This window comes from Sunxiuqinia sp. sy24, assembly GCF_052677165.1.
In genome coordinates this window covers 70814-95790 of record NZ_JBQYLH010000008.1, presented here as the reverse complement: position 1 = coordinate 95790, position 24977 = coordinate 70814, and the positions used below count along the sequence as shown (strand labels likewise).

Sequence of the window (24977 nt, the reverse complement as noted above, 5' to 3'; positions counted from 1 at the left end):
TTTTCAAAATTGATCTCAGCAGAAGCCGCTCTTCTGAGATTACTCCTCCCTAACTCTCTTTTGCAAAACACTTGCAATTGTTACATTTGCTGATAAAAATCACAGCATATGATGCTCGTCTCAACTTAATTTGCAATAAAAACCGAGACTTATGGCTTACCTTCAAAAAGAAAAATTATTTACAGTAAGATGGTTTAAGGAATACAGCTTTATCACCATTGGCGCCTTTATTCTTGCAGTTGGTTTCGTTTATTTTATCTCACCGCATAAGATTGTACCGGGCGGTGTTTACGGCATCGCCATTGTCGTGCACTACCTGTCGGAAGGTGTTTTTTCTTTTTGGCCCGAAGGTATTCCCATCGGACTGTTTGGCTTGATTTTGAATATTCCGCTCACCATTGCCGGCATCAAGATACTGGGGCCGCGCTTTGGTGTAAAAACGGTCATTGGCTTTGTCCTTTCATCCGTCTTCATGGATCTGATAACTTATCTTCGTAGCAATGGCAATGCTCCTTTAGTTGAAGATGTTCTACTTTCTTGCGTCTTTGGCGGAGTACTTATCGGCTTCGGCCTTGGGCTTATTTTTAAATCCAGAGCAACATCAGGTGGATCTGATATTATTGCCATGATTATCACTAAATACACTGGTTTCCAACTCGGTCAATTATTGATTTATGTTGATTCCGTAATTGTTTTGATCGGACTTGCTGCCTTTGGCGAATGGCAAATTCCACTTTACTCTTGGTTAGTTATCTACATTACCGGTCGTGCTATTGACATTACCATTGAAGGGCCGAACTATAACAAGGCTTTGCTTATCATTTCGAATAAACATGATGAAATAAAAAATAAGATACTGGTTGACTTGCAACGTGGGGGGACTTATTTTAAAGGTCAAGGCATGTTTAGTGGCGAAGAAAAAGAAATAATTTATACCGTTGTCAGCCGTCGCGAAGTGATAATCCTGGAACAATATATCAGTCAAATTGATCCGAACGCTTTTATTACCGTAATGGACACTAGCGAAATTCTGGGAGAAGGGTTTCAGAATTTGAAAATGAAAATTGATTCATAAGTATATTTTATTTCTTCTGCTCACAGAAAGTTAAGTTACAATTCATTAATTTAGCTTGTCAAAATCGGACACTAGTTATTTATTGCTATGAAAGCCTTTCTTCTCACGCTCCTGTTTTCTAGTTTGATATTTATTTCCAATGCCCAATCCGTTGGACTCGTCCTTAGCGGAGGTGGAGCTAAGGGACTGGCACACATAGGCGTTATACGAGCACTGGAAGAACAAAATATTCCCATTGATTATATCTCCGGAACTTCCATGGGAGCCATTGTAGGTGGACTTTATGCCGCTGGATATACCCCTGATGAGATGGACGAACTTTTCCAGTCTGACCAATTTAGGTTTTGGGCCACCGGAAAAATTCAGGAAGAGTATCGATACTATTTCAGAAAATTGGAGCAAACCCCATCGTGGTTGAACCTTGACCTTAAAAAAACAGAGGACAAACTCAAAATCTTACTGCCCACCAATATTATTCCTGAAGAGCAAATTGACTTCGCCTTTATGGAAATGTTTTCATCCACCAATGCCGTGTGCAACTATGATTTTAACAACTTGATGGTACCCTTTCTGTGCATTGCTACCGATGTTTATGAAAACAAAGAAGTGGAGCTTCGTAGTGGTGATTTGGGAGAAGCCATCCGAGCCTCCATGACCTTTCCACTCTACTTTAAACCCATCACCATTGATGGAGCATTGGTTTTTGATGGCGGAATCGTGAACAACTTTCCGGTAAAAAATACCATTGACGCCTTTAATCCTGACATCGTTATTGGACATAAAGTAGCCAACAACTCCAAGCGTGCCAGCCAGGATGATGTAATGGCTCAGCTGGAAAACATGATCATGCAAAAAACAGATTATGAAGTCCCAAACGACAAAGGGATCCTACTGGAGACAAAATTTTCTAACGTCAGCTTGCTTGATTTTAACAAAATACTGCCAATTGAAGATGCTGGGTATAAAACCGCGATCGCTCAGATGGATAGCATCAAGATGCTAATAAAGAGAAGAGTTTCTCAAGAAACGCTGGCCCAAAAACGGCAATATTTTAATCTCCGTAAACCGGAGCTGCTCTTTCAAAACATACAGGTTGAAGGAGTTACCGACCCCATGCAGCGCAAGTACATCATCCAAAGCGTTAAACACAAAAACAATGTGATTGATCTGGGGCAGCTTCGCCAAGAATATTTTAAGCTCGTCGCAGATCCTCAGCTACGAGCAGTTCGCCCTGTATCTTTTTATAACAAGGAAACCGGTTACTTTGACCTTCACCTGAAGGTGACCAAAGAAAAGTCATTGGAGATAAAATTTGGAGGCAATGTCTCGACCAAGCCCATTAACCAGGGATTCTTAAGTCTCGATTACCTGTTTTTCGATAATCGTGCCTACACCTTAAGTTCCAACATTTATTTCGGTCGTTTCTACAGTTCAATAAAAGTCGGAGGACGCATTGATTTCCCAACCAGTCTCCCCTTCTACCTGTCGGGTTACCTAACCTTTAACCGTTGGGACTTTTTCTCCAGCAACAATGAATTTTTCTTTGAAGATGTTAGCTCTCCCTACATTATACAGGATGAAAACAATGTTCGTTTTGAGCTGGGCTTTCCGGTAAAAACCCATGGAAAGCTAACGCTGGGAACAAGTTTCTCATCGGCTGCTGACTCTTATTACTTCAATGAATCGATAAAAAAGGATGACGACGCAGAGCAAACTAAATTTGATGCCTTTTCAAGCAAAATCAGCTTTGAGCGTAACTCTCAAAATTACAAGCAATATGCTACTGAAGGTGTTTCTTCTGAACTGAACTTCACCTATACTTTTGGAAACGAAAAACACCAGCCGGGCTCCAACTCTCCGTTAAACCAACGTTTCTCCGGTTCACAGGATTATTATACCTTAAGGGCAAAATATGAACGGTATTATCCGATAAGCCGGAACTTCAGACTTGGACTTGCGCTAAATGGCGTATTCAGCAATAAAAAATTTCTAAATAATTACACAGCAACGGTATTGGCAGCAAACACTTTCTCGCCGACCCCTTTCAGTCAAACTTTATTTATGAAGAAATACCGGGCCAATAAGTATTTGGCTTCCGGCTTAAAAACAATTTTCAACTTAAGCAGCCAAATGCACTTCCGACTCGAAGGCTATGCATTTGCGCCGGTGCGGGAAATTACCCTTGGAGAAAATTTTCAAGCGAGTTACGCACCGAATCGTTATTCGTCCCTCAATTTAATGGCTATGGGAGGCTTTGTTTTTCATTCCGGACTTGGGCCCTTGAGCTTGACTCTAAATTATTTTGACAAGGAAAATACCAAGTTTTATGTGGTGTTCAGCTTTGGCTATGTACTCTTCAACAAGCGGGGGTACTGATTTTAAAGCCCCTCAAACCGTAAAACAACCATTAATTACTTGCCTTCGCTCTTAGGATTTCCGTTTTTGGTAAAACCGAACCCAATCTACGTCAAAATAATGAGGAAGTGCTTGGCTATCCTGAATGACCAACGAAGTTAAATTGAGAAACATCGGATAATCTGGCGTATTGGCACTCACAGTAAAAAGCTCTTTGTCATTGATCTTCCAGCTTACTTTACCCTTTTCCCAAACCATGCTAAAAATGTAAAGCTTGCCAGCTGATAATCCTGCTAAAGAGAAACCATTGCTTGTTTGCGACTGACTCAATCCAAGCTGGCTTTTGGCACCACATTCAAACAAATTAAGTCGTAAGCCATTTTGCTCACCCGCCAAGTAAAAAACATCCTGAAAATTTTTATTTGGATTGTACTTGATCTTAGCTTCTAAAATTCCGTATTGAGCTTCAAAAAGGCCTCCAGTTGTCAAGGTATCCGATGAATAATCCATTTCCTTTTCAACAAAGCCCAAAACCGGATTCCAAACTAAGGAATTCAGTTTCTCCTTTTTAACCTGAATTTGAAGGCGCTCTCCCTTGATTTGTGTATTCTTCCCATTCGAAAAAGCCTGCAAATCGCCATGTTGTGAAAAATTCTTTCCTACTGTTTTCTCCGCATAGTAATTGATACTCTTCCACTTGGCAGAATTCAGCTCATTACCATCAAAACAGTCTTCAAAAACTAGCTCCCAGTTTTTAGGAAAATCCAGCGCATCGGTGTTCTTATACTTCTGATAAAGCATAATCTCTGGCTTATTTTTTAATTCCAGGTAACGCTTTTCTTCAACAAATTCGGGGCTTTTCTCCCACTTCTTAGGATCTTCCAAATAGCTTTTCTGCGTCTTAAATTCGTCCGACTCAACCACGACCTTCAACTCATTAAAAGTTCGTCTTTCCTCTGACTTCTGCATTCGGAGGTAGTTCTTGTAGGCTGCAGATTTTGGATATTTCTGAAAGAATTGGACGTCAGACGAAGCTTTCAGTTGCTGGTATTCCGCATTGAGAGCCTTGCTTTCTTCTGCCGAGGAAATTGATCCTTGCTGAATCATCCTTTCCAGTTCGAAATAACGATCCAACGCATTTCCCTCTTTCAGGTTTTCATAACGCTTCAGGTCGGCTGAATCAGCTGTTTGGAAGTACTTCTGCAATCGTTTATTTCTTTTTAGCTTATTAAACTGTTTAAGCTGGCGCTCTTCAGAGCTACCTTTAAACCTTAACGTTTTCAGTTGCGCCTTCAGTTTTTTGAATGATTCGGCATTCACCTTCTCTTCTAATCGTAAAAGCTCCTTCAATTCATCCGACTGTTCAACTTGAGAAAACACGTGATAATCTTTCCAAAGAGATTCTTTTGCAGACTCGATCTTTGAAGTGGATTTAATACCGCCAAAGGTATTTAACAGAAACAGTTTTAGAGACATGTTGATCCTTTTCTTCGGGTTTATGAAATTTAAAAATAATAATAAAAAAGTTAGTTAATAACATTTTTCATCATCTAACAGAAAAATATTAATTTCAACTCCTGAAAAACAACCCTGCACCTATGAAGATGAATAAACGTATTCTACTGTTCCTGTTCGTTTTAAGCTTATTTCTTCATTTACCGTCTACAGCTCAAGACTATTTCAAAGATGGTGGCGAACCTGGAAAAACCTATCTGCTCATGGCGCATCCGACAGTAGAGAACATTCAAGCAATGAAATACCTGATTGACAACAATATACTATTTGTTGGCGAAACCGAGATTGTTGGTATCTACTATAGTTTTGAAAACTATAACTATAGCGAGTCCGTTGATTATATCCATGAAAATGAACTGGATAACTTCCATCTGCAGCATTTAACGGGCATGTTGACACCAGAAAATATTTTCAGCGAAAATGACTTCTCCGCTAATTTTGAAATTATTTTTCAACAAACGCTGGGGATCTTCTTCTTTGGTGGTCCCGATATCCAACCGAGCTTATACCATGAAGAGAATCAATACGCGGTTGTTACAGATCCCTATCGGCACCTGTTCGAGCTGTCCTTGCTGTTTCATCTTTTAGGTGGTCCCCAAAACCCCGATTATATACCCTTGCTGGAGTCAAATCCCAAATATTTCGTAGGCGGATTTTGTCTTGGCATGCAAAGTATGAATGTAGCTACCGGTGGAACATTAATCCAAGATATTCCGGCTGAGCTATACGATATTGATGAGCCGGCAGAAATAGTACAACTGGATAAAGACAAGATTCACCGTAACTATTGGCAGGAAATTTTCGAAAACGATCAGTTGATGCCTATCAATTTTCACCAGCTCCATTTGCCGGAAGATGGCTTTTTCGAGAATGAAGTCAAATGGCGCGGTACTACTTCTCCTCCCGTTCTTAGTTCGCACCACCAAGCCATTGAAAACTTGAATGATTGCTGGGAAGTAACAGCCTGGTCGAAAGACAAAAAGGTGATTGAGGGCATTCGTCATAAAAAATACCCGAATGTTTTTGCCTTTCAATTTCACCCTGAAGTTACAGCCTTGTTTGAACCGACAGATTCGTGGCTCTTCTCCCCTTCCGACCAGCTACGAACCTATTACGACCGCATTGGGCAGGAAGGTGTGAAATTCCATAAAAAAATATGGCGGCTGATATCTAAATCCATTCAGTAATCCAAAACCGGATTATTCTCTAAAAAATTCTATTTTTGCAGCTCAAATAAAATGTATGGGCTTTATAGACGAGATTAAACGCAGAAGAACTTTTGGTATTGTGAGTCACCCGGATGCCGGAAAAACAACCCTCACGGAAAAACTCTTACTTTTTGGTGGAGCCATTCGCGTGGCCGGAGCTGTAAAAAGTAATAAAATCAAAAAGGGAGCAACTTCCGACTTCATGGAAATTGAACGCCAACGGGGTATTTCGGTGGCTACTTCGGTCATGGGGTTTGAATACCGGGATTATAAGATCAATATTCTCGATACTCCGGGTCACCAGGATTTCCAGGAAGATACCTTCCGGACGCTTACCGCTGTTGACAGCGTTATCATTGTGATTGACGCCGCCAAAGGGGTCGAGCCACAAACGGAAAAACTGATGAACGTTTGCCGGATGCGCAAAACGCCCGTCATTGTGTTTATTAATAAACTCGACCGCCCCACACAGGACTCGTTTGACCTGCTAGACGAAATTGAAAATCAACTACAAATTAAAACCCGCCCTTTAAGCTGGCCCATCAACAGCGGCCCCGACTTTAAAGGAGTATATAATATATATAACAAAAGTCTACGTCTGTTCGATGCCAATGTACAGGAAATTGAGGAAGGGATTGCTTTTGAAGATATTAACAGCCCTGAACTCGAGAAATACATTGGCGATGATGCTGACGTATTGCGCGAAGAGTTGGAATTAGTCGAAGGTGTTTATCCTGAATTTGATCATCAGGAATATTTTGAAGGAAATTTGGCTCCAGTATTTTTTGGTAGTGCGCTTTACAATTTCGGAGTCCAAGAGTTGCTCGATGCGTTTGTAGAAATAGCGCCCTCGCCAAGATCTAGCATGACCGAAGAACGAGAAGTGAAACCCGAGGAAGATCAATTCAGTGGTTTTATTTTTAAAATTCATGCGAATATTGATCCCAACCACCGCAGTCGAATTGCCTTTGTGAAAATCTGCTCCGGGAAGTTCGAACGAAACAAACCCTACAAACATATCCGTAGCGGCAAAGCCTTACGCATATCAAGTCCTACAGCCTTTATGGCTTCGCAAAAGGAAATTATTGAAGAGGCATATCCTGGCGACATTATTGGGGTTCCTGACTCGGGAAACCTGGTCATTGGTGATTCCATTACCGGAGGCGAAGAAATTCATTTCAAAGGACTCCCCAGCTTCTCGCCTGAGTTGTTCCGCTACATTGAAAATGCCGATCCAATGAAGTCGAAACAATTAGCGAAGGGCATCGACCAGTTGATGGATGAAGGAGTGGCACAGCTTTTTACCAGCCAATTTAATGGTCGGAAAATTATTGGAACTGTAGGGCAACTTCAGTTTGAAGTAATTGAGTACCGCCTGCTACATGAATATGGTGCGAAATGTCGTTTTGAAAACCTGTCCATGCACAAAGCCTGCTGGATCGAATGCAGCGATCCTAAAAAGCTCAATGAATTCAGAAAGCGGAAACATCAGAAGATGGCGACCGACAAACGCGGACGGGACGTTTTCATGGCCGACTCAAGCTTCATTTTGCAAATGGCGCAGGATGAATTTAAAGACATCAAATTCCACTTTACCAGCGAATTTTAAGAGTAGGCGGCATTAAGTGCGCTTTGTATTGAATGGATATTTTTCTACTTTTAGAAAAAACACGACAGGCTGACTATGGAAATTCTAAGCATTAATCTTACTGAAGGCGATCTGTTTTCCTATCTTATTCTGCCGCTTTTAATTTTCTTTGCCCGCATCAGCGATGTAACTGTTGGAACCCTCCGGATTGTGATGGTTTCCAAAGGACAAAAGCTTATCGCTCCTTTGCTTGGTTTTTTCGAAGTAATTATCTGGCTGATTACCATGAGTAAGATTATCCAGAACATTGATAACTGGGTAGCCTATGTAGCCTACGGTGCCGGGTTTGCTGCCGGGAATTATATCGGATTGATGATTGAAGAAAGGCTGGCGGTCGGCATTGTCCAGCTTCAAATCATCACCCGCAAAAGTGCACAAAACTTAATCGCAAAGCTGAAAGCCAGTGGCTACGGCATTACCCATCACGAGGCACAGGGAGCTATTGAAAAAGTAGCTGTCATCTACACCATCATCAAACGGAACGAACTAAATAAGGTTCTTGAAATCATGCGCACCTATAATCCCAACGCTTTTTACTCCATTGAGGATATCAAATCGATGAGCAAAAACATGCCCCTGCAGGTGAATAGCAATTTTCGCTGGCGCAAAGGAAAATAAGCCTCTACTTGTTCCAAATCCTACTTGCCCCATTTTGTTTTGAACGTTACCAATGGGTTCAGATTCCAAAAAAACAAAAGCATTTAATATCAATTATTAAATAAAATTCTGATATTTGTCAGACTTTTTTAAACTTCTCAAGCAAAACAAAAATCATAATACAAAAAAATTATATAAACTATGTTTAAGATTCAGACCTTAAATAAGATTGATCCCATTGGATTAAAGAACTTTCCGTTGGATCAATACGAAATCGCCAGTGAGTTTTCAAATCCGGACGGAATTATTGTACGTAGCATGAAAATGCACGACATGGAATTACCTTCGAACTTGAAAGCCATTGCCCGTGCAGGTGCTGGTGTGAATAATATTCCAATTGAGAAGTGCACCAACCAAGGAGTTGTGGTTTTCAACACTCCCGGCGCCAATGCACACGCGGTAAAAGAATTAACGATTGCTGGTCTGTTGCTTGCTTCGCGAGATATTGCAGGCTCTATTGAGTGGGCCAAAACGTTGATTGGCAAAGGTGATGAAGTTCCTGGCCTAATTGAAGCAGGCAAGAAAAATTTTGCCGGACAGGAAGTTCGGGGTAAAACGCTGGCTGTTATCGGACTGGGTGCTATTGGTGTTTTAGTAGCCAACGCGGCACAGGCACTTGGCATGAATGTACTAGGATATGACCCATTTATTTCTGTAAAACACGCCTGGAAATTAAGCCGGAATGTGAAGCAAGCAGAAGGAATGGAATCGTTATTAGCTAATGCCGATTATGTAACCCTGCAAATTCCTTTAACGCCGGAAACCAAAGGATTTATCAATACAGATAAGTTTAAGATGATGAAAGACGGCGTTCGTGTGCTCAACTTTGCACGTGGAGGTCTGGTTAATAACCAAGATTTGGCTAGCGCTATTGAATCGGGAAAAGTAGCTCGCTACATCACTGACTTTCCAGATGAAGAAACCCTGAAAATGGACAACGTAATTTCCATTCCTCACCTGGGAGCATCGACTGCTGAGTCGGAAACCAACTGCGCCGTCATGGCTGTTGACGAAATCAGAGAATTCATGGAAAACGGGAACATCATCAACTCGGTGAACTTCCCAACTGCAGAAATGGAGCGTACCGGTGGAGCCCGTATTGTTGTTGCAAACAAAAACGTTCCGAACATGGTAAGCCAAATTTCGACCTTATTAGCTGGTGAAGGATACAACATTTCCAACATGCTTAACCGCAACAAAGCAGAAATTGCCTACAACATCATTGATGTTGACCGAAAAGAAGCCGATCCAAGCCTAATTGACAAAATTGCAGGAATCACTGGCGTCATCATGGTAAGAATCATCCAATAAGAACATTACAGTACAAATAGATACCGGCTCATCTTAAGCTTTTTGCTTTATTAAGCCGGTATATTTGTTTTTATTCTTCTCACTTCGCAAATAATTTTAATTTTGCAATCGTTTGAAAAAAACGGAATAAAACTGGATAATTTTAATTCTGGCAAAAAATAGAATCATGAGTAACAAGTTGATCGAAAAAGCTGCAGATAATGTTCGCATTCTTTCTGCCGCTATGGTTGAAAAAGCAAAATCTGGCCATCCTGGTGGTGCCATGGGCGGAGCTGATTTTGTAAGCGTATTGTATTCAGAGTTTTTAAACTACGACCCTTCAGACATGAGCTGGGCTAACCGCGACCGCTTCTTTCTGGATCCGGGGCACATGTCTCCTATGTTGTATTCCATTTTGTCGTTGACAGGCAAATACAGCATGGAAGATTTGGCAAACTTCCGCCAATGGGGAAGCGTTACTCCTGGGCATCCTGAGGTGGATGTTGAACGCGGAGTGGAAAATACTTCCGGACCACTTGGACAAGGACATACCATGGCCGTTGGTGCAGCCATTGTTGAGCGCTTTATGGTAGCCCGCTTTGGCGAATGGATGGCTCATAAAACATACGCTTTTATTTCAGATGGTGGTATACAGGAGGAAATATCGCAAGGCGCCGGACGTATTGCCGGATTTTTGGGGTTGAACAACCTGGTGATGTTTTACGACTCGAACGACATCCAGCTTTCAACAGAAACTGATGCGGTATCAAGAGAAGACACTGCTAAAAAATATGAAGCCTGGGGATGGAATGTCCTTACCATTGAAGGCAATAATCACAACGCTATTCGCGAAGCTTTAAAAGCAGCTAATACGGAAACTGAAAAGCCAACCCTGATTATTGGCAAAACGATTATGGGTAAAGGTGCTGTAACAGAAACAGGCGAAAGTTTCGAACGCAAAGTTTCAACCCACGGACAGCCTTTGGGAGCTGCAGGTGCATCATTAGCAAAAACGATTGCCAACCTGGATGGCAATCCGGAGAATCCGTTCCAAATCTTTCCAGAAGTGGAAGATTTATTCAAAAAACGAAACGAAGAGCTTATTGCTTCGGCCGCTGTAAAAAAAGCCGAGCAAGCTGAATGGGCAAAAGCCAATCCGGAACTAGCCCAAAAATTAGAAAAATTCTACTCGCAGGAAGCTCCTGAATTTGATTTTAGCAAAATACAACAAAAAGCAGGCGCCGCCTCTCGTGCTGCTTCGGCAACCGTGTTGGCTGCTTTTGCCGCTGAGGTTGAAAACATGATTGTATCTTCTGCCGACTTGTCAAACTCAGACAAGACCGATGGGTTCCTGAATAAAACAACTGCTTTCGCAAAAGGGGACTTCACAGGTGCTTTCCTTCAAGCGGGTGTTTGTGAGCTGACCATGGCTTCCATCATGAATGGAATGGCCCTACACGGCGGCGTGATTCCAGTGTGTGGTACTTTCTTTGTTTTCAGCGATTATCAAAAACCAGCTATCCGTATGGCTGCCTTGATGGAATTGCCTGTAAAATACGTGTGGACACACGATGCTTTCCGCGTAGGAGAAGATGGGCCAACGCACCAACCTGTTGAACAGGAAGCCCAAATTCGCCTGATGGAAAAACTGAAAAACCACAAAGGTGAAAATTCAACTTTGGTTTTGCGCCCGGCTGACTCAGAAGAAACAACGGTAGCTTGGAAATTGGCCCTAGAAAACACCAAAACGCCAACAGCGCTAATTCTATCTCGTCAGAACATTCCGAATCTCCCAGGAGAAAATCGCTATGCTGACGCCTTAAAATCAGAAAAAGGAGCCTACATCGTAACCGGTTCTGAAGGTACACCAGATGTCATTCTGCTTGCCAGCGGTTCTGAAGTTGCCACTTTGGTTGCCGGTGCTGAGTTGCTGGAAAAAGAAAACATCAAATGTCGTATTGTTTCGGTTCCTTCCGAAGGACTGTTCAGAAGCCAAACTGCCGAATACCAAAATGCAGTATTGCCAGCTGGCGTGAAAAAATTTGGTCTGACTGCCGGCTTGCCTGTCAACCTGGAAAGTTTAGTTGGTGCCGACGGAACTGTTTTCGGATTGGATTCATTTGGATTCTCTGCTCCTTATACGGTGCTGGATGACAAGTTAGGATTCAATGCACAAAATGTATATAACCAAGTGAAAAAGCTTTTGGTTTAATCACTCAATAATACATCAGAAAAGGCCGGTCAATCCGGCCTTTTTTTTGCCTCGTAATATTTAAGGGAAAGAATCGACAACAATCACTATTTCAACCACCAATCGAATCCTATCGTTTTAAAACAACTCGGTAACGGGCTTTTCCTTTTTCAAGATGTTCAATGGCTTCGTTAACCTTTTCCATCGGAAATTCTTCCACCATCGGATAAATCTCATGACGCTTACAAAAATCAAGCATCGTGCGTGTTAAGGCTGGACTTCCCAATGGACTTCCACCAACTGATTTTTCGCCTATGATCAATGAAAATGCAGGTATTTCCATTGGTTCCAATACCGCCCCTACCGTATGAAATTTACCTTTGGGAGCCAAGCTGGTTAAATAAGAATTCCAGTCGAGGGTTACATTAGTGGTGTTCAATATAAAGTTGAGGGTTCCGGCAATACTGTCCAACTCCTTCGGATCTCTGGAATTGATGACTTTTGATGCCCCCATGGCCATAATTTGTTCTTTTTTATCCGGATGAGAACTGAATGCCACAACTTCGCAGCCCCACTTGTTCAGGAATTTCAAAGCCATATGACCAAGTCCGCCTATCCCAATTACCCCTACTTTATCAGTTGGTTTTACACCCCACAAAACAATCGGATTAAAAACAGTTATTCCACCGCACAAAAGCGGTCCCGCTTTTTGACTATCGACGCCAGCAGGAATAGCGATAGCCCACGACCAATGACACCTCACATAATCGGCAAATCCTCCATGACGCCCCATGATAGTACCTTCAACGGTTTCGCACAAATGATGGCTGCCATCCATACATTGGTCACAATGCATACAAGAACCCGAATTCCATCCAAGCCCGACAATATCTCCTATTTTTACGTTTTTAACCTCACTCCCAAGGCTTACCACTTCTCCAATAACTTCATGTCCCGGAACAAATGGGTACTGTGTCATCCCCCAGTCGTTGTTCAACATGCTTAAATCGGAGTGACAAACTCCGCAGTAATGAACTTCAATATCGACCTGATCGGTGCCTATATCAGGCAATTCATAGGTAAATGGCACCAGCTTCCCACCGGGCTCATTTGCTGCAAAGGCATTTACTTTTCTCATAATATGTGTTGTTGAATTATTAATAACGACTAGGAACAAGTTAAAGCACTGACAAATAAGCCACAAACTAGCCTTAATTTTTTTCTACATAGAAGTATATACATGCCAATAAATCAAATTCAAAAAGTCAGGTGATATTTAAATGACGGGCATTCATTGCGAACAAGAGTCATTTGGTGATTCTAGTTCGCAATGAATGTTTTGACTTACGGATTAATAATTGATGCCGAATCAGCTGCCTGGAAAAAATGGATCGCTTTTCCATCTTTAAATGTCCAGGTGTGCGTTGCATTTGCCTTGAATTTTTTCCCAGTAGCTTTCCACGTCCCCGTATAGTGGCCAACCATCACAATCTTGTCTCCTCCGTCAACAAAGTCGAATATTTCAATTTTAAAATTGTCGTAATATTCAGGAATGAGTGCCAAAACGTCGTCCACAACAGCCTGTGCTCCAACATACCTTCCTTCGTCATTTACGTACGGAAATCCAATACACTCTTCCCAAACAATGTCTTTATGCCAAGAGGACAGAACTCCTTTCATGTTACCAGCTGCAAAATCCTGGTAGCCTTTTTTTAAAACCTCTAAATTACCCATAATAACCTTTTTAAATTTATTTGCATTAACCCTGATTCGTTCTAACTACTTGATGTAACTGGTTATCATTTTCTCAATTCGAATCAGCAAGAACTGACTGGGTATATTTCTTGCTGATTCCAGATTAATTTGAAGCAATTACATTGGAAAGAACACTCAATTCAACGAATAAAAAGAAGCGATTTCTGGCAGAGAGATACAACTTTAGGCAAATAGTGAGTTAGTGAGAGAACGGACTATCAATCAGCCCATAACATTCTAAGCGAGCATTCAAGTTACACCTTATCCAAATTAATTCAAAATAATGAACTGATTTATTTTGAATAAAAACATGGAAAAATTAGTTCGACGATCCATCCTCCAATCTTCGAAAAAACGGACCAACAAAAAAGGCCGGGATTTCCCCGACCTTCCTACTATTCCTACACAAATGGATGTAAAAAGTGAAACCGTTTGATGCATCAACTACATTTCGTTTTCCATTTAACGGCTTTCTTCTACTTATTTCACTACTTTCAACCAGGCGCTGGCCATCAGCTGGGCACCTGCCATTGAAGGATGCACGCCATCCCCACTCCAGTATGTTGCTGGAGCATAATTCAGGGCTTTTTCAAAGATCTTTTGATAGGGTACAAACAGGGTGTCGTATTCGTCAGCCAGTTTTTTTGCCACGTGCTGATAAGGTTTAAACTCGTCCATCCAGCCGTCAGCAATGGCTGATCCGCCGGGAACGGAAAACGGTTCACAAATTACCAATGTTACATTGGGCAGGGCCTCTTTTGTGCGTTTAAGCAATGCCCGAAAATCATTTTCATACACCTGCACGGTTCCGTCATAGTTGCCATTGCGTTTGTGCCAATAGTCGTTCACCCCAATCAGAATGCTTAAAACATCTGGTTTTAGGTCCAGGCAATCTTCGTACCAGCGATCATGCAACTGATACACTTTATTTCCGCTAATTCCGCGGTTGTAAATCGTCAGGTTTTTCTCGGCTTGTTTGGTCAACAAACACGCGCCGGTCATCAAGGCATAACCATTTCCAAACGAACTGGCATCATTAGCAAGCTGTCTTTCCCGGTTTCTTCCGGCATCGGTAATCGAATCGCCCTGAAAAAGAACGGTACCATCTTTCGGTAAAATGGAAAACTGATCCTTTTTCTTCTTTTTCCTTTCAGGTACGGTGGCCGACAAAATCATAGGGATACTGGCAATTCCGGCAGCCTGAACGGCCGATCGCTTAAAAAACTTTCTTCTTGATAAACTCATAATTTAGTTGTGTTAGATATTCTAAAATAAATACCACACGTTCCGGAATCGATATGCTCGGTAATCCAACCAGCTGATATTCCAGTTTTTGGTATGTTTTCCTAATTACTTCGTGAATTTGACAAGCCTCTGCAAAAGACGCTACTCGAATAGTGTCTTGCCTGTATATTCCTTCCCAGGGAGGCAGAATAAAGACCACCGAAAAATAACGATATTTTTTAGCATTGTCAACCAAGATCAGCCGGATTCTGGAATCCACAGCAAAGCACAAAAGTCAGTTAAGGTAAGTGATTTTGATATTTTATTTTAAAATAACACTTTTTCATCCGACTCAAACATTACGCTTTATTTTTTCTGCTATTATATGTTGATCTTCTAGAAATTGTACAACGATCATTCACAAGAAGAATTGGCAGCTCCAGGTGTACCAAGATCGCCTGTTGAATAAGGAAGTGTCGATGAACACCAGTTCAATCCATCCTGAGCATCCAAAGCATTAGTTACCGCCGGATCAAGCTGGATCGATTTCCCCTCGCGGTCGGGTACGTAACTATCAGCCCCGTAATCAACCGAGCAAATAACAGTTCCATCCGTTCCATTCGTTCCATAGGTGTTGATGAAGAGTTCATATCCTGTATTTACCAAGTCGATACCACCCCCATATACGCAATCAACGTAATCTGCTGCAGATTCTGTTCTCCCCAAAACAGCATAAGCTCCGGAAGCCAGGTTCACATCTGCTGCTATCTGATAAAAAGCATTGTTCGACCCTCGTCGGAGTACCAGACCTTTCAAATTGATGTTTGTACTTGAGTTATTAAACACTTCAACCCATTCTCCTTCCGAGTCAGCCAATGCTCCCGGATTATACATGATCTCCGTGATCAGCAGATCACCAAAGACTAATTCTCCATCGTCTCCTCCTATCTCATCTGTAATGGTGATTATCTCAGTCTCGATCTCGTCCAGAGAAATATTGAAAGCTGCATTGCCATCATTTAAAGCTGCATCGACATGAATTTCATAATGTTTCCCAGGTTGAGGGCTGGCAATTATGCCGCTAATTGTTTTGGTTTGACTAGTTGCCCCATCGCTATATCCAAGCTCAGATTCAATGCTCAAGGGGCCAGCATTGAAATAACCTGCCCGTTCCTCACCCATCGAGAATAGAAGGGTCCCATTCGCATTGCTCACCGTAGTGCTGTAATCAGTAAAAGAACTAATTACTTGATCAGAGTAAAGAACAGTCAACATTATATTCGCCAGAGAGCAGGTAATACCCACCTGGGTTGTTTCTCCCTCCATAATGGTAAATGATTCAGACTCTCCATAATAGTATGGTGTTTCAAATGCAGCAACCGGATTATTCTCCGAAACTGCAGTAGCATAATATATTCCTGTCGATAATTCGAGCGCCTCCGGGATATCGGTGACATGGGCAAAAGTTACAACAGGCTCAGTACTACTACTGCTAAAAATTTCAACCTTGAGATTTTCTATAGAAGTAGACTTCAGCGGATTTTCAACTTCGTTAACGACTAAAGACAAGCCCACTTTCAGGTTTAGTTTACCAGTAGCCTCTTCGGGCAGCGGCTCATCATTACGACAAGCACTTGATAAAACACAAACGGCTATAATAACTATTGAATAAACGAACTTTTGATTGATTGAATCCATGACAATTGAATTTATTTTACAAAACAAATTAGAACTATTTTTAAAGCGAGTCAAGAGAAAAATAAAATTTAGACTCATTCTAACTAACTGACTATTAGTCGCAGTATCAATATTCATCGCAACTCAATCAAATGAACTCATTGCTATTGGAAGGATAGCCCCACTTCACAATCAAAATAGAATAGTCGTTAAATAACTACAGAAAGTGCGGTTGCTACAGAAACTCTACAATGCCTATTTAGGCTATTCCATAATCTGACTTCTCTCCACAAAACACCATTTTCGTTTAAAAAGTAGCCTTGTTCTTGAGCCCAAGTGTTGTTGAAGTCTATGTTTTCATCCTTCGCATTAAACAAAATAGAAGCTGGTTAAGGATAATTTAACGATAGAAATTCAAAATAAATTAGGGCGAATTAAGAAAATAGTATATTTTCGTCGGCGGAATCGTGTGCGAACACGGTTCTTTAAAGCCTGGCTACCGTGTACGAGAACGGGATCGCTTAAATAACTTTATAACAACAAGATGAAACTCAACAGGTCAAACGTAAAGAATGCAGCCCAATATCCGACTCGAATTCTACAGTTTGGAGAAGGTAATTTCCTGAGAGCCTTTACCGATTGGATGGTTCAGAAAATGAATAATGAAATCGACTTCAACACCGGAATTGATGTCGTTCAACCCCTCCCCGAAGGAATGGTAGACCAACTTAACCAGCAGGATGGCTTATTCCATGTGTATCTGAAAGGAATTAAAAATGGCAAGCCCATCAAAGAGTATGAATTCATTCAATGCCTGAATAAAGGAATTAATCCCTACACCCAATTCGAATTTTATCAGGAATCGATTCTTAACCCGGATTTACGCTTTGTGATTTCCAACACCACGGAGGCTGGTATTGCTTTTGATCCGACTGACACGCTGGATATGAAGCCTCAAAAGTCGTTCCCCGCTAAAGTGACGGCCTTGCTGTATGAGCGCTTTAACGCTTTTGAAGGCGCAAAGGACAAAGGACTCATTTTCTTCACCTGCGAATTGATTGACCGCAATGGCGACATGCTGAAAAAACATATGCTGCAACATGCCGATAACTGGCAGCTGGGCGATGCATTTAAGCAATGGGTGGAAACAGCCTGTGCGTTTTGCAACACTTTGGTCGACCGCATTGTGCCCGGATTTCCGAAAGATGATATCAAAGAAATTCAAGCCGAGTTGGGCTCCGAAGACAACTTGGTCGTTGTGGGCGAATATTTCCACTTGTGGGTGATTGAAGCACCGAAATGGGTGGCTAATGAATTTCCCGCGGCCAAAGCAGGTTTAGATGTCAAATTTGTTGAAGATATGACCCGTTTCCGCGAACAAAAAGTTCAGGTACTCAATGGCTGCCACACCGGAAGTTATGCGGTATCCTACTTAAGCGGTATTGAAACGGTGCGCGAAGCATATGAGAACTTAGAAACAGGAAGTTTCATGAAAGAATTGGTTTACGATGAAGTGTTGTCAGTTCTGGATGGCTCAGAAAAAGAATTGAAGAACTTTGCAGGCAAAATTCTGGAGCGCTTTTCAAACCCTTACATTCGTCACCAATGGCAAAGTATTGCTCTGAATGCCATGTCGAAATGGGAAACACGTAACCTCCCCTCTTTACGCAATTTTGTGAAGCTTCATAACATGCTGCCACAAAAGCTGGTATTCTCGCTAGCTGCTATGATTGCCTATTTCAAAGGCGAAACTGAAGGTAAGAGCTACCCTATTCAGGAAGATCAGTGGATTCTGGATTTCTACAAAGAAGCTTGGGAAGCCTGCGATGGCCGTCCTATTTCAATTTACCAGTTAGTTGAAAAAGTATTGGCTCTTGACAAAGTCTGGAAACAAAACCTAAATGAAATTCCAAACTTAACAATCACCGTTAGCCACTACCTTTTCCTGATTCAGCAGGTAGGCATGAAAAAGGCTGTAAAAGCTGTGCTGAGCGAAAATAACCCGCTGATGGAAATGACCATCGAAGGAAAAGCCAAAGAAGCTGAGACTACAATTAATTAGGAAAACATGGCAAATACCATTAAAATAAATGTGCAGGACAACGTTGTCATCGCATTAAAAGACTTTTCTGCCGGAGAGTTCATTGAACTGGAAGATCGGAAAATCACCTTAAAAACAGATGTTCCACGAGGACATAAAATTGCTCTGGAGAGCATCGCAGAGGGGGACAACATCATGAAATATGGGGTACCCATTGGGCATGCTACCGAAGCTATTCAGGCCGGGGACCACGTTCATGTGCACAACACAAAAACCAACTTGTCAGGAACGATGGAGTATAAGTTCAATCAAAAATTGAATCCCCTGCAAGCTGTTGAAGAAAAGCGAAGCTTTAAAGGTTTCCAACGAAGCAATGGTCAGGTTGGTATCCGCAACGAGCTGTGGATCGTACCAACCGTGGGCTGTGTAAATGGGCAGGCCGATCAGATCATTAGCCAGTTTAAGGCCAGCCATCCGGCAAACGACATTGATAATGTGCAGGTATTCCGACACAGTTATGGCTGTTCTCAATTGGGCGATGACCATGAAAACACCCAAAAGGCCTTGGCAAACCTTATCAACCATCCCAATGCCGGCGGTGTACTGGTGATGGGTTTAGGATGCGAAAACAATCAAATCAGCCATCTCAAAAAGTTCATTGGTGATTACGATGAGCAACGCATTAAATTTTTGGTAGCTCAGGACGTTGAAGACGAAGTGGAAAAAGGGCTGCAGCTTTTGGAAGAGCTGTACGAGGTTATGCGTTACGATCAACGCACCGATTGTCCGGTTTCAGCATTAAAAATTGGCTTGAAATGTGGGGGGTCTGATGGTTTATCCGGAATTACAGCCAATCCTCTGGTTGGTTCGCTTTCCGATTACCTGATTGCCCGCGGAGGCACCACCATCCTAACGGAAGTTCCGGAGATGTTTGGAGCCGAGCATTTGCTGATGGAGCGGGCAGCCGACAAGGAGGTTTTTGACAAAACAGTCCATCTGATCAATGACTTCAAAGAATACTACCTGAAGCACAAGCTTCCCGTATACGAAAATCCGTCGCCAGGCAATAAGCAAGGTGGCATTACCACGCTGGAAGACAAGTCGCTGGGCTGCACTCAAAAAGGAGGCACAGCCACCATTGTCGATGTGTTGGACTACGCAGAGCCACTCCAAAAAAACGGGTTAAACCTGCTTTCATCTCCGGGTAATGACCTGGTTGCCGCCTCGGCGCTTGGTTTTAGCGGTTGCCAGCTGGTACTCTTCACCACTGGTCGCGGCACCCCTTTCGGCAGTTTTGTGCCCACCATGAAAATAGCCACTAATACAGCACTTTACGAAAAAAAAACGAACTGGATCGACTTTAATGCAGGGAAACTGCTTGAAGGCTGTTCCATGGAAGAACTGACAAATAAATTATTTAACGAAATAATTTTCGTCTCAGAAGGTAAAAAATTAAAACATGAGCTTAGCGGGTTCAAAGAAATTGCTATCTTTAAAACCGGAATAACCTTATAATTTAAAATATCCCCTCGGGAAGGGGTAGTTAGTAGTAATTGAGTAGTAGTAAAAAACCCTCCGGTTCGCCGGAGGGTTTTTGTTTTATATAGCTGTGGTCCTGTTTTATGGCAAAAATAATGCCTACTAAATTACTTTAACAGGCATTACTCCAAGCTTTCAGCCACTCCCCTCTTCTTAGAGGGGAAAAGATTGACCAAACAAGTCAGCTCAATTACTCAGCTAATAATCTATCGGCCATCGCATTGGCCATTTCAATGCATTCCTGGTATTTATCTTTTTTCAAAGCACCTTTTTCTTCCACCGGCTGGTAAACCAGATCCCAATTAATTTTTTCGGCAAACTTCATCAGGTTTTTCACACCACCACCATTCCAGGCAAAGTTACCAAACACGCCAAGGTAATGATCTTTAACTCCCATATGCTCGATGGTTGTCAGCAGGGTTTGCACATTGGGAAACATGGCATTGTTGTATGCACAGCTTCCAACAATGAACCCTTTGTATTTAAAAATATCATTGATAATATACGAGTCGTGTGTTTTGGATGAATCGTAAACACGAATGTTCTTAATCCCGCGCTCACTTAGCTGACGAGCAATGACTTCAGCCATTTTCTGTGTATTTCCATACATCGAGCCATACACAACGACTACTCCTTTTTCGGTATCGTAGGTACTCCATTTGTTATAACGGCTCAGCACCCAGTCCAGGTCTGTACGCCAGATTGGTCCGTGTGTCGCAGCAATCATCTTAATATCCAGAGGAGCCAGCTTTTTGATCGCACGCTGCGTATGCGGACAATATTTACCTACAATGTTGGTAAAATAACGCATGATTTCAACCTCATAAAAATCCAGGTTAATCTCGTCATCAAAAACACCACCATCCAATGTTCCGTAGCTACCAAAGGCATCACCCGAAAACAGAATTTTGTTGGTTTCATCATATGTAACCATCGTTTCGGGCCAGTGAACCATCGGAATGGTTTGAAACTGAAGCTTCACTTTTCCAAGATCCAGGATCGATCCATCATTGACTTCAAGCGTGTTTTCAGGTTTGAAATAAAAACTTTCAACAAAGCCAAATGTCTTTTTATTTCCAATCAGCGTAATGTTCGGATATTTAGTTTTTACCGCTTTAATGGCTCCGGAATGGTCTGGCTCCATGTGGTTGATAATTAAATAATCAACCTGCCGGTCACCAATCAAGGTCTCAATCTGATCCAAATAATCATCAATAAACTGACGCTCTACGGTATCAACCAACGCGATTTTCTCATCAACAATCAAATACGAGTTATAAGAAACGCCATGTGGAATTGGCCAGATATTTTCAAACAAAGTGGTCCTACGGTCATTATAACCTAAGTAGTAAATATTTTCAGCAAGTTTAACCTGATGCATAATTTTCTATTTTTATAAAGTCATTCTTAGGGTCACGAAAATAACCATTTTAGCCCAGACCTGAGCCGCTTGCTTTTCAATTCTTCAAAAATTAAGGTAAAACTCACACAGACGGAAAATCATAGAAAAGATTATTTTTGTAGCCAAACTATGATAAGAAAAGATAAAATGGATTTGAAATCGAATAATCGCTTACACCTTTTTCCAAAACTCAACAAGTGGGTACTAGTCTTTTTTGCTATTGCCTTTATCGTTGCCGGGCTTCGTGGGTACCAGCTTTTTCAGTATATTTTTGCTGAAAACATCCAGCAACCGGGAAGCATTACCATTCCGAAGGAAGCGACCTTCCAGGATGTGCTGGATTCGCTGAATGCGCATAACATTATTGAAAATGAAAAGGCCTTTCGGTGGGTTGCCAAAAAAAAGAACTACCCTACCGCTATTAGGGCTGGAAAATATGTATTCAACCGAGGCATGAACACCAATCAGATTGTGAATATGCTGCGGGCAGGAAATCAGAAACCGATAACCGTTACGTTCAACAACCTACGTTTTATCGACGAACTGGCTGGTTCTGTCGCCCAGCGGCTGGAACCTGATTCTGTCGAATTTCTGGCTTACCTGAACGACAGCATTGTCATTAACGACAACGGATTCGATCGCCATTCGTTTCATGCCATGTTTATTCCAAACACCTATGAATTTTACTGGACCACGACTCCTGAGCAGTTCGTAGAGCGCATGCATGCCGAATACCAGCGTTTTTGGAACAACGAACGTTTAGCCAAAGCCGAAGCACTGGGCTTAAGCCCGGTTGACGTTTCAACAGTAGCCTCCATCGTTCAGGAGGAAACCATTAAAGCCGATGAAAAACCCCGGGTGGCCGGCCTCTATCTGAACCGCATTAAGCGGGGCATGCTTTTACAGGCCGATCCAACCATCAAGTTTGCCGTTGGCGATTTTAGCATCAAACGCGTGCTCAACAAACATCTGGAGGTTGATTCGCCTTACAATACATACAAACATGCAGGACTGCCACCGGGCCCCATCAACTTCCCTGAGATATCGAGCATAGAAGCCGTGCTGAATGCGGAAAGTCACAGCTACTTGTACATGTGTGCCAGCGACGAATTCAACGGATACCATAACTTTGCACGTACGCTTCGCGAACACAACAAAAATGCCCGCCGTTACCAGCAAGCCTTGAATGCCCATAAAATTTGGAAATAACTAGTAACAGCGGGTACCTTTAACGCTTATAATGCAAGAGAAAAATTAGAACAAGGAAGCCTCCCAAATAATAAAAGCGGAACTACTATAACAGTTCCGCTTTTATTATTTGGGAGGCTTTTATTCAAAAAACGTCTAATCCTCAGCTGCTAGTCCTGGTGAAAAGCATCGGACACGAAGGACAAAACCGTTGGCAACGACTCGCGCCAGTAAGTCCAAGTGTGACCTCCCTGACGAATATTTTACGCATCGCGATATGTACCAAAGAATCGCCAAAATCAATAAACCAGCGCACTGCATTTTTCTGATCTTCTCGCATACTCTCAATCAAAGCCAACGTACTGTATTTTTGATAATACGATTCAATTTTGCCATCTGTAGCCCCCGTTTCTCCCCAACGCTCGTAGTATTTCCGGGCATCCGCTTTTGTAACTGGCCCTGTGACTGCGCTCAGTGGGCAGGCTGACGAAAACAGTTCAGGATGATGCATGGCATACATAAAAGTACCGCCACCACCCATGGATAGTCCGGCAATTGCCCGGTAGCGTTTTTCGCTTTTAATCCGGTATTTCGTTTCCACATGTAGCATCAACTCACTAAAAATGAAATCTTCGTAACGCCAGTCACCTTTGATGCTGTTAAAATAACCACGCTGCCCCGTATTGGCATCCGGCATAACAATAATCATCGCTGTAGCCGAACCGTTCAAAATCGCTTCATCGGCAATGCGCAACACTTCGCCAAACTGCACCCAGCCCGTCTAATCATCGCCCGCACCTTGAAGCAAATACAGCACCGGATAACTACGCTCTGAGGTTTCATAATCGGGCGGCAAATAAATGGCATAATTGCGACCCATATTCAGGATCTCACTTTTCACAAATAGCTTGTCGAATACTATTCCGGTTTGCGCAAATAAAGAGGCAGATAGACACAAAAAAAGCAGAGTGAAAAAACTTCTCATCATGATCACTATAGTTGATTTAGAAACGAAAGATACAATCTCATTGTCAAATGGAAGACTTAATTATGCTCCCTAGTACCATATCGTATTATCAGTAATCCAAGCAAAACAGCACCCAATCAAGAACCATCATGCACAAACAAAAAAACTAAAGGATATTCGCTTCCGCCTCCAGTTCAACCCCAAACTTTTCGGCCACCGAAGCTTTTACTTTTTCAGAAAGTTGAAACAGCTCTTGTCCCGTAGCCGAACCGTAATTCACCAACACCAGCGCCTGATGCTGATGCACACCGGCATCTCCGTCTCGAAAGCCTTTCCAGCCACACTGCTCGATAAGCCACCCGGCGGCAAGTTTAATCCTTCCTGCATCTGCAGGATAAGCCGGCATCTCCGGGTATGCTGCCTTCAGCTTTTCAGCCAGTTCAGCGGCAACTACGGGGTTCTTGAAAAAACTTCCAGCATTGCCCAATTCTGAAGGATCTGGAAGTTTTGACTGGCGGATTGCCACCACGGCATCGCGCACATGCTGAGGGTGTAATTCACCGCGTTTTTCCACTTCCGCTTTCAGGCTGCCATAGTCCAGCTTGAATTCCGGGAACTTCTCTAACCGAAAAATAACAGACGTAACGATAAACCGATTTTTCAGTTCATTTTTAAAAATACTATCCCGATAAGCAAATTGACATTGCTCAGCCGGAATGGAGTAGTTGGTCATGGTATCCAGGTCAAATCCATTCACCGTATCGACATAATCCTTCACTTCTACTCCATATGCTCCGATGTTTTGCACAGGTGCCGCCCCTACATTTCCAGGAATCAGTGACAGATTCTCCAAGCCGTAGAATTCTGCTTTCACACAATAATCAACAAAACGGTCCCAATCTTCGCCGGCTCCAACTTCGACCCAAACCTGGTTTCGGTTTTCACGAACAACCTGCACCCCCGGAACATTGGGATGAATTACCAGCCCATCAAAATCATTCACCAGAAGCAGATTGCTTCCACCGCCAAGCAATAAAAGTCGTTCCTCTTTCCAAGAGGTATTTTGTTGCAGAAATTCAGTTAAATCGTCTAGTTCTGTAAACTCGAAAAAGAAGCGGGCTCTGGCATCAACGCCAAATGTATTGTAGTTTTTTAAGGAAAAATCTTCGAAAAAGCGGATCATAGAATTTTTTGAGCAAAGATAATAGAAGCTATTTCAATTTCGTTTATTTTGCAGAAAAGTAA

Annotated in this window: 19 protein-coding genes and 1 pseudogene; 11 read left to right on the top strand and 9 right to left on the bottom strand. The window is 42.3% G+C overall.

Translation table 11 applies throughout. From position 1 onward, the window contains the following. Positions 1 to 151: 151 nt before the first annotated feature. A complete protein-coding gene (locus ACUNWA_RS08905; RefSeq protein WP_445591546.1) occupies positions 152 to 1075 on the top strand; it encodes a YitT family protein in 924 nt (307 codons plus the stop codon). Positions 1076 to 1162: 87 nt separating this feature from the next. Beyond that, positions 1163 to 3451: a patatin-like phospholipase family protein gene (locus ACUNWA_RS08900; protein ID WP_445591545.1), complete on the top strand. Its 2289-nt coding sequence runs from the start codon at positions 1163 to 1165 to the stop codon at positions 3449 to 3451. Between the two features lie 51 nt (positions 3452 to 3502). On the opposite strand, the gene ACUNWA_RS08895 is transcribed toward ACUNWA_RS08900, so the two are convergent. Further along, positions 3503 to 4906 (bottom strand): glycoside hydrolase family 16 protein, encoded by a 1404-nt coding sequence (locus ACUNWA_RS08895; RefSeq protein WP_445591544.1) that lies wholly within the window; start codon positions 4904 to 4906, stop codon positions 3503 to 3505. Positions 4907 to 5028: 122 nt separating this feature from the next. On the opposite strand from ACUNWA_RS08895, the gene ACUNWA_RS08890 reads away from it, so the two are divergent. From ACUNWA_RS08890 to ACUNWA_RS08870, 5 genes are all read left to right on the top strand, one after another. After that, positions 5029 to 6132: a gamma-glutamyl-gamma-aminobutyrate hydrolase family protein gene (locus ACUNWA_RS08890; RefSeq protein WP_445591543.1), complete on the top strand. Its 1104-nt coding sequence runs from the start codon at positions 5029 to 5031 to the stop codon at positions 6130 to 6132. Positions 6133 to 6187: 55 nt separating this feature from the next. Further along, a complete protein-coding gene (locus tag ACUNWA_RS08885) occupies positions 6188 to 7762 on the top strand; it encodes a peptide chain release factor 3 (RefSeq protein WP_445591542.1) in 1575 nt (524 codons plus the stop codon). 75 nt (positions 7763 to 7837) lie between these two features. After that, complete coding sequence (locus tag ACUNWA_RS08880; RefSeq protein ID WP_445591541.1) at positions 7838 to 8419, top strand: DUF2179 domain-containing protein; 582 nt, start codon at positions 7838 to 7840, stop codon at positions 8417 to 8419. 180 nt (positions 8420 to 8599) lie between these two features. After that, positions 8600 to 9769, top strand: a complete 1170-nt coding sequence (locus tag ACUNWA_RS08875; RefSeq protein ID WP_445591540.1) for a phosphoglycerate dehydrogenase — start codon at positions 8600 to 8602, stop codon at positions 9767 to 9769. A 166-nt stretch (positions 9770 to 9935) separates the two neighbouring features. Beyond that, the gene (locus ACUNWA_RS08870; RefSeq protein WP_445591539.1) at positions 9936 to 11960 is read left to right on the top strand and encodes a transketolase family protein; all 2025 of its coding nucleotides are present in this window, start codon (positions 9936 to 9938) and stop codon (positions 11958 to 11960) included. Positions 11961 to 12069: 109 nt separating this feature from the next. Here ACUNWA_RS08870 and ahr read toward each other — a convergent pair whose 3' ends face one another. Together ahr and ACUNWA_RS08860 are read right to left on the bottom strand one after the other, a co-directional pair. Then, positions 12070 to 13077, bottom strand: a complete 1008-nt coding sequence (ahr, locus tag ACUNWA_RS08865; RefSeq protein ID WP_445591538.1) for an NADPH-dependent aldehyde reductase Ahr — start codon at positions 13075 to 13077, stop codon at positions 12070 to 12072. A 206-nt stretch (positions 13078 to 13283) separates the two neighbouring features. Continuing rightward, on the bottom strand, positions 13284 to 13673 hold the full coding sequence (locus ACUNWA_RS08860; protein WP_445591537.1) for a nuclear transport factor 2 family protein: 390 nt from the start codon (positions 13671 to 13673) through the stop codon (positions 13284 to 13286). Between the two features lie 331 nt (positions 13674 to 14004). Here ACUNWA_RS08860 and ACUNWA_RS08855 point away from each other — a divergent pair, with 331 nt between their 5' ends. After that, complete coding sequence (locus ACUNWA_RS08855) at positions 14005 to 14130, top strand: hypothetical protein (protein WP_445591536.1); 126 nt, start codon at positions 14005 to 14007, stop codon at positions 14128 to 14130. A gap of 44 nt (positions 14131 to 14174) precedes the next feature. Here the strand turns inward: ACUNWA_RS08855 and ACUNWA_RS08850 are convergent, their stop codons facing one another. The 3 genes from ACUNWA_RS08850 to ACUNWA_RS08840 form a co-directional block, all read right to left on the bottom strand. Beyond that, complete coding sequence (locus ACUNWA_RS08850; protein WP_445591535.1) at positions 14175 to 14939, bottom strand: SGNH/GDSL hydrolase family protein; 765 nt, start codon at positions 14937 to 14939, stop codon at positions 14175 to 14177. Further along, entirely contained in the window at positions 14911 to 15198 is a 288-nt protein-coding gene (locus tag ACUNWA_RS08845) for an AAA family ATPase (protein ID WP_445591534.1), read from the bottom strand. The genes ACUNWA_RS08850 and ACUNWA_RS08845 overlap by 29 nt, the downstream gene beginning before the upstream one ends. Before the next feature lie 134 nt (positions 15199 to 15332). Then, entirely contained in the window at positions 15333 to 16616 is a 1284-nt protein-coding gene (locus tag ACUNWA_RS08840) for a DUF4493 domain-containing protein (protein ID WP_445591533.1), read from the bottom strand. A gap of 523 nt (positions 16617 to 17139) precedes the next feature. On the opposite strand from ACUNWA_RS08840, the gene ACUNWA_RS08835 reads away from it, so the two are divergent. Beyond that, positions 17140 to 18657 (top strand): tagaturonate reductase, encoded by a 1518-nt coding sequence (locus ACUNWA_RS08835; protein WP_445591532.1) that lies wholly within the window; start codon positions 17140 to 17142, stop codon positions 18655 to 18657. 6 nt (positions 18658 to 18663) lie between these two features. Then, positions 18664 to 20151, top strand: a complete 1488-nt coding sequence (locus ACUNWA_RS08830; RefSeq protein WP_445591531.1) for a UxaA family hydrolase — start codon at positions 18664 to 18666, stop codon at positions 20149 to 20151. A gap of 214 nt (positions 20152 to 20365) precedes the next feature. On the opposite strand, the gene ACUNWA_RS08825 is transcribed toward ACUNWA_RS08830, so the two are convergent. Next, positions 20366 to 21556 carry an FprA family A-type flavoprotein gene (locus ACUNWA_RS08825; RefSeq protein WP_445591530.1) on the bottom strand — a complete coding sequence of 397 codons (1191 nt, stop codon included), beginning with the start codon at positions 21554 to 21556 and terminating at the stop codon, positions 20366 to 20368. A gap of 150 nt (positions 21557 to 21706) precedes the next feature. Here ACUNWA_RS08825 and mltG point away from each other — a divergent pair, with 150 nt between their 5' ends. Next, positions 21707 to 22786 carry an endolytic transglycosylase MltG gene (mltG, locus tag ACUNWA_RS08820; protein WP_445591529.1) on the top strand — a complete coding sequence of 360 codons (1080 nt, stop codon included), beginning with the start codon at positions 21707 to 21709 and terminating at the stop codon, positions 22784 to 22786. Between the two features lie 142 nt (positions 22787 to 22928). On the opposite strand, the pseudogene ACUNWA_RS08815 reads toward mltG, so the two are convergent. Further along, positions 22929 to 23750 (bottom strand): annotated as a pseudogene (locus tag ACUNWA_RS08815) (alpha/beta hydrolase). A gap of 148 nt (positions 23751 to 23898) precedes the next feature. Continuing rightward, a complete protein-coding gene (gene murB, locus ACUNWA_RS08810; RefSeq protein WP_445591528.1) occupies positions 23899 to 24915 on the bottom strand; it encodes a UDP-N-acetylmuramate dehydrogenase in 1017 nt (338 codons plus the stop codon). Positions 24916 to 24977 lie beyond the last annotated feature (62 nt).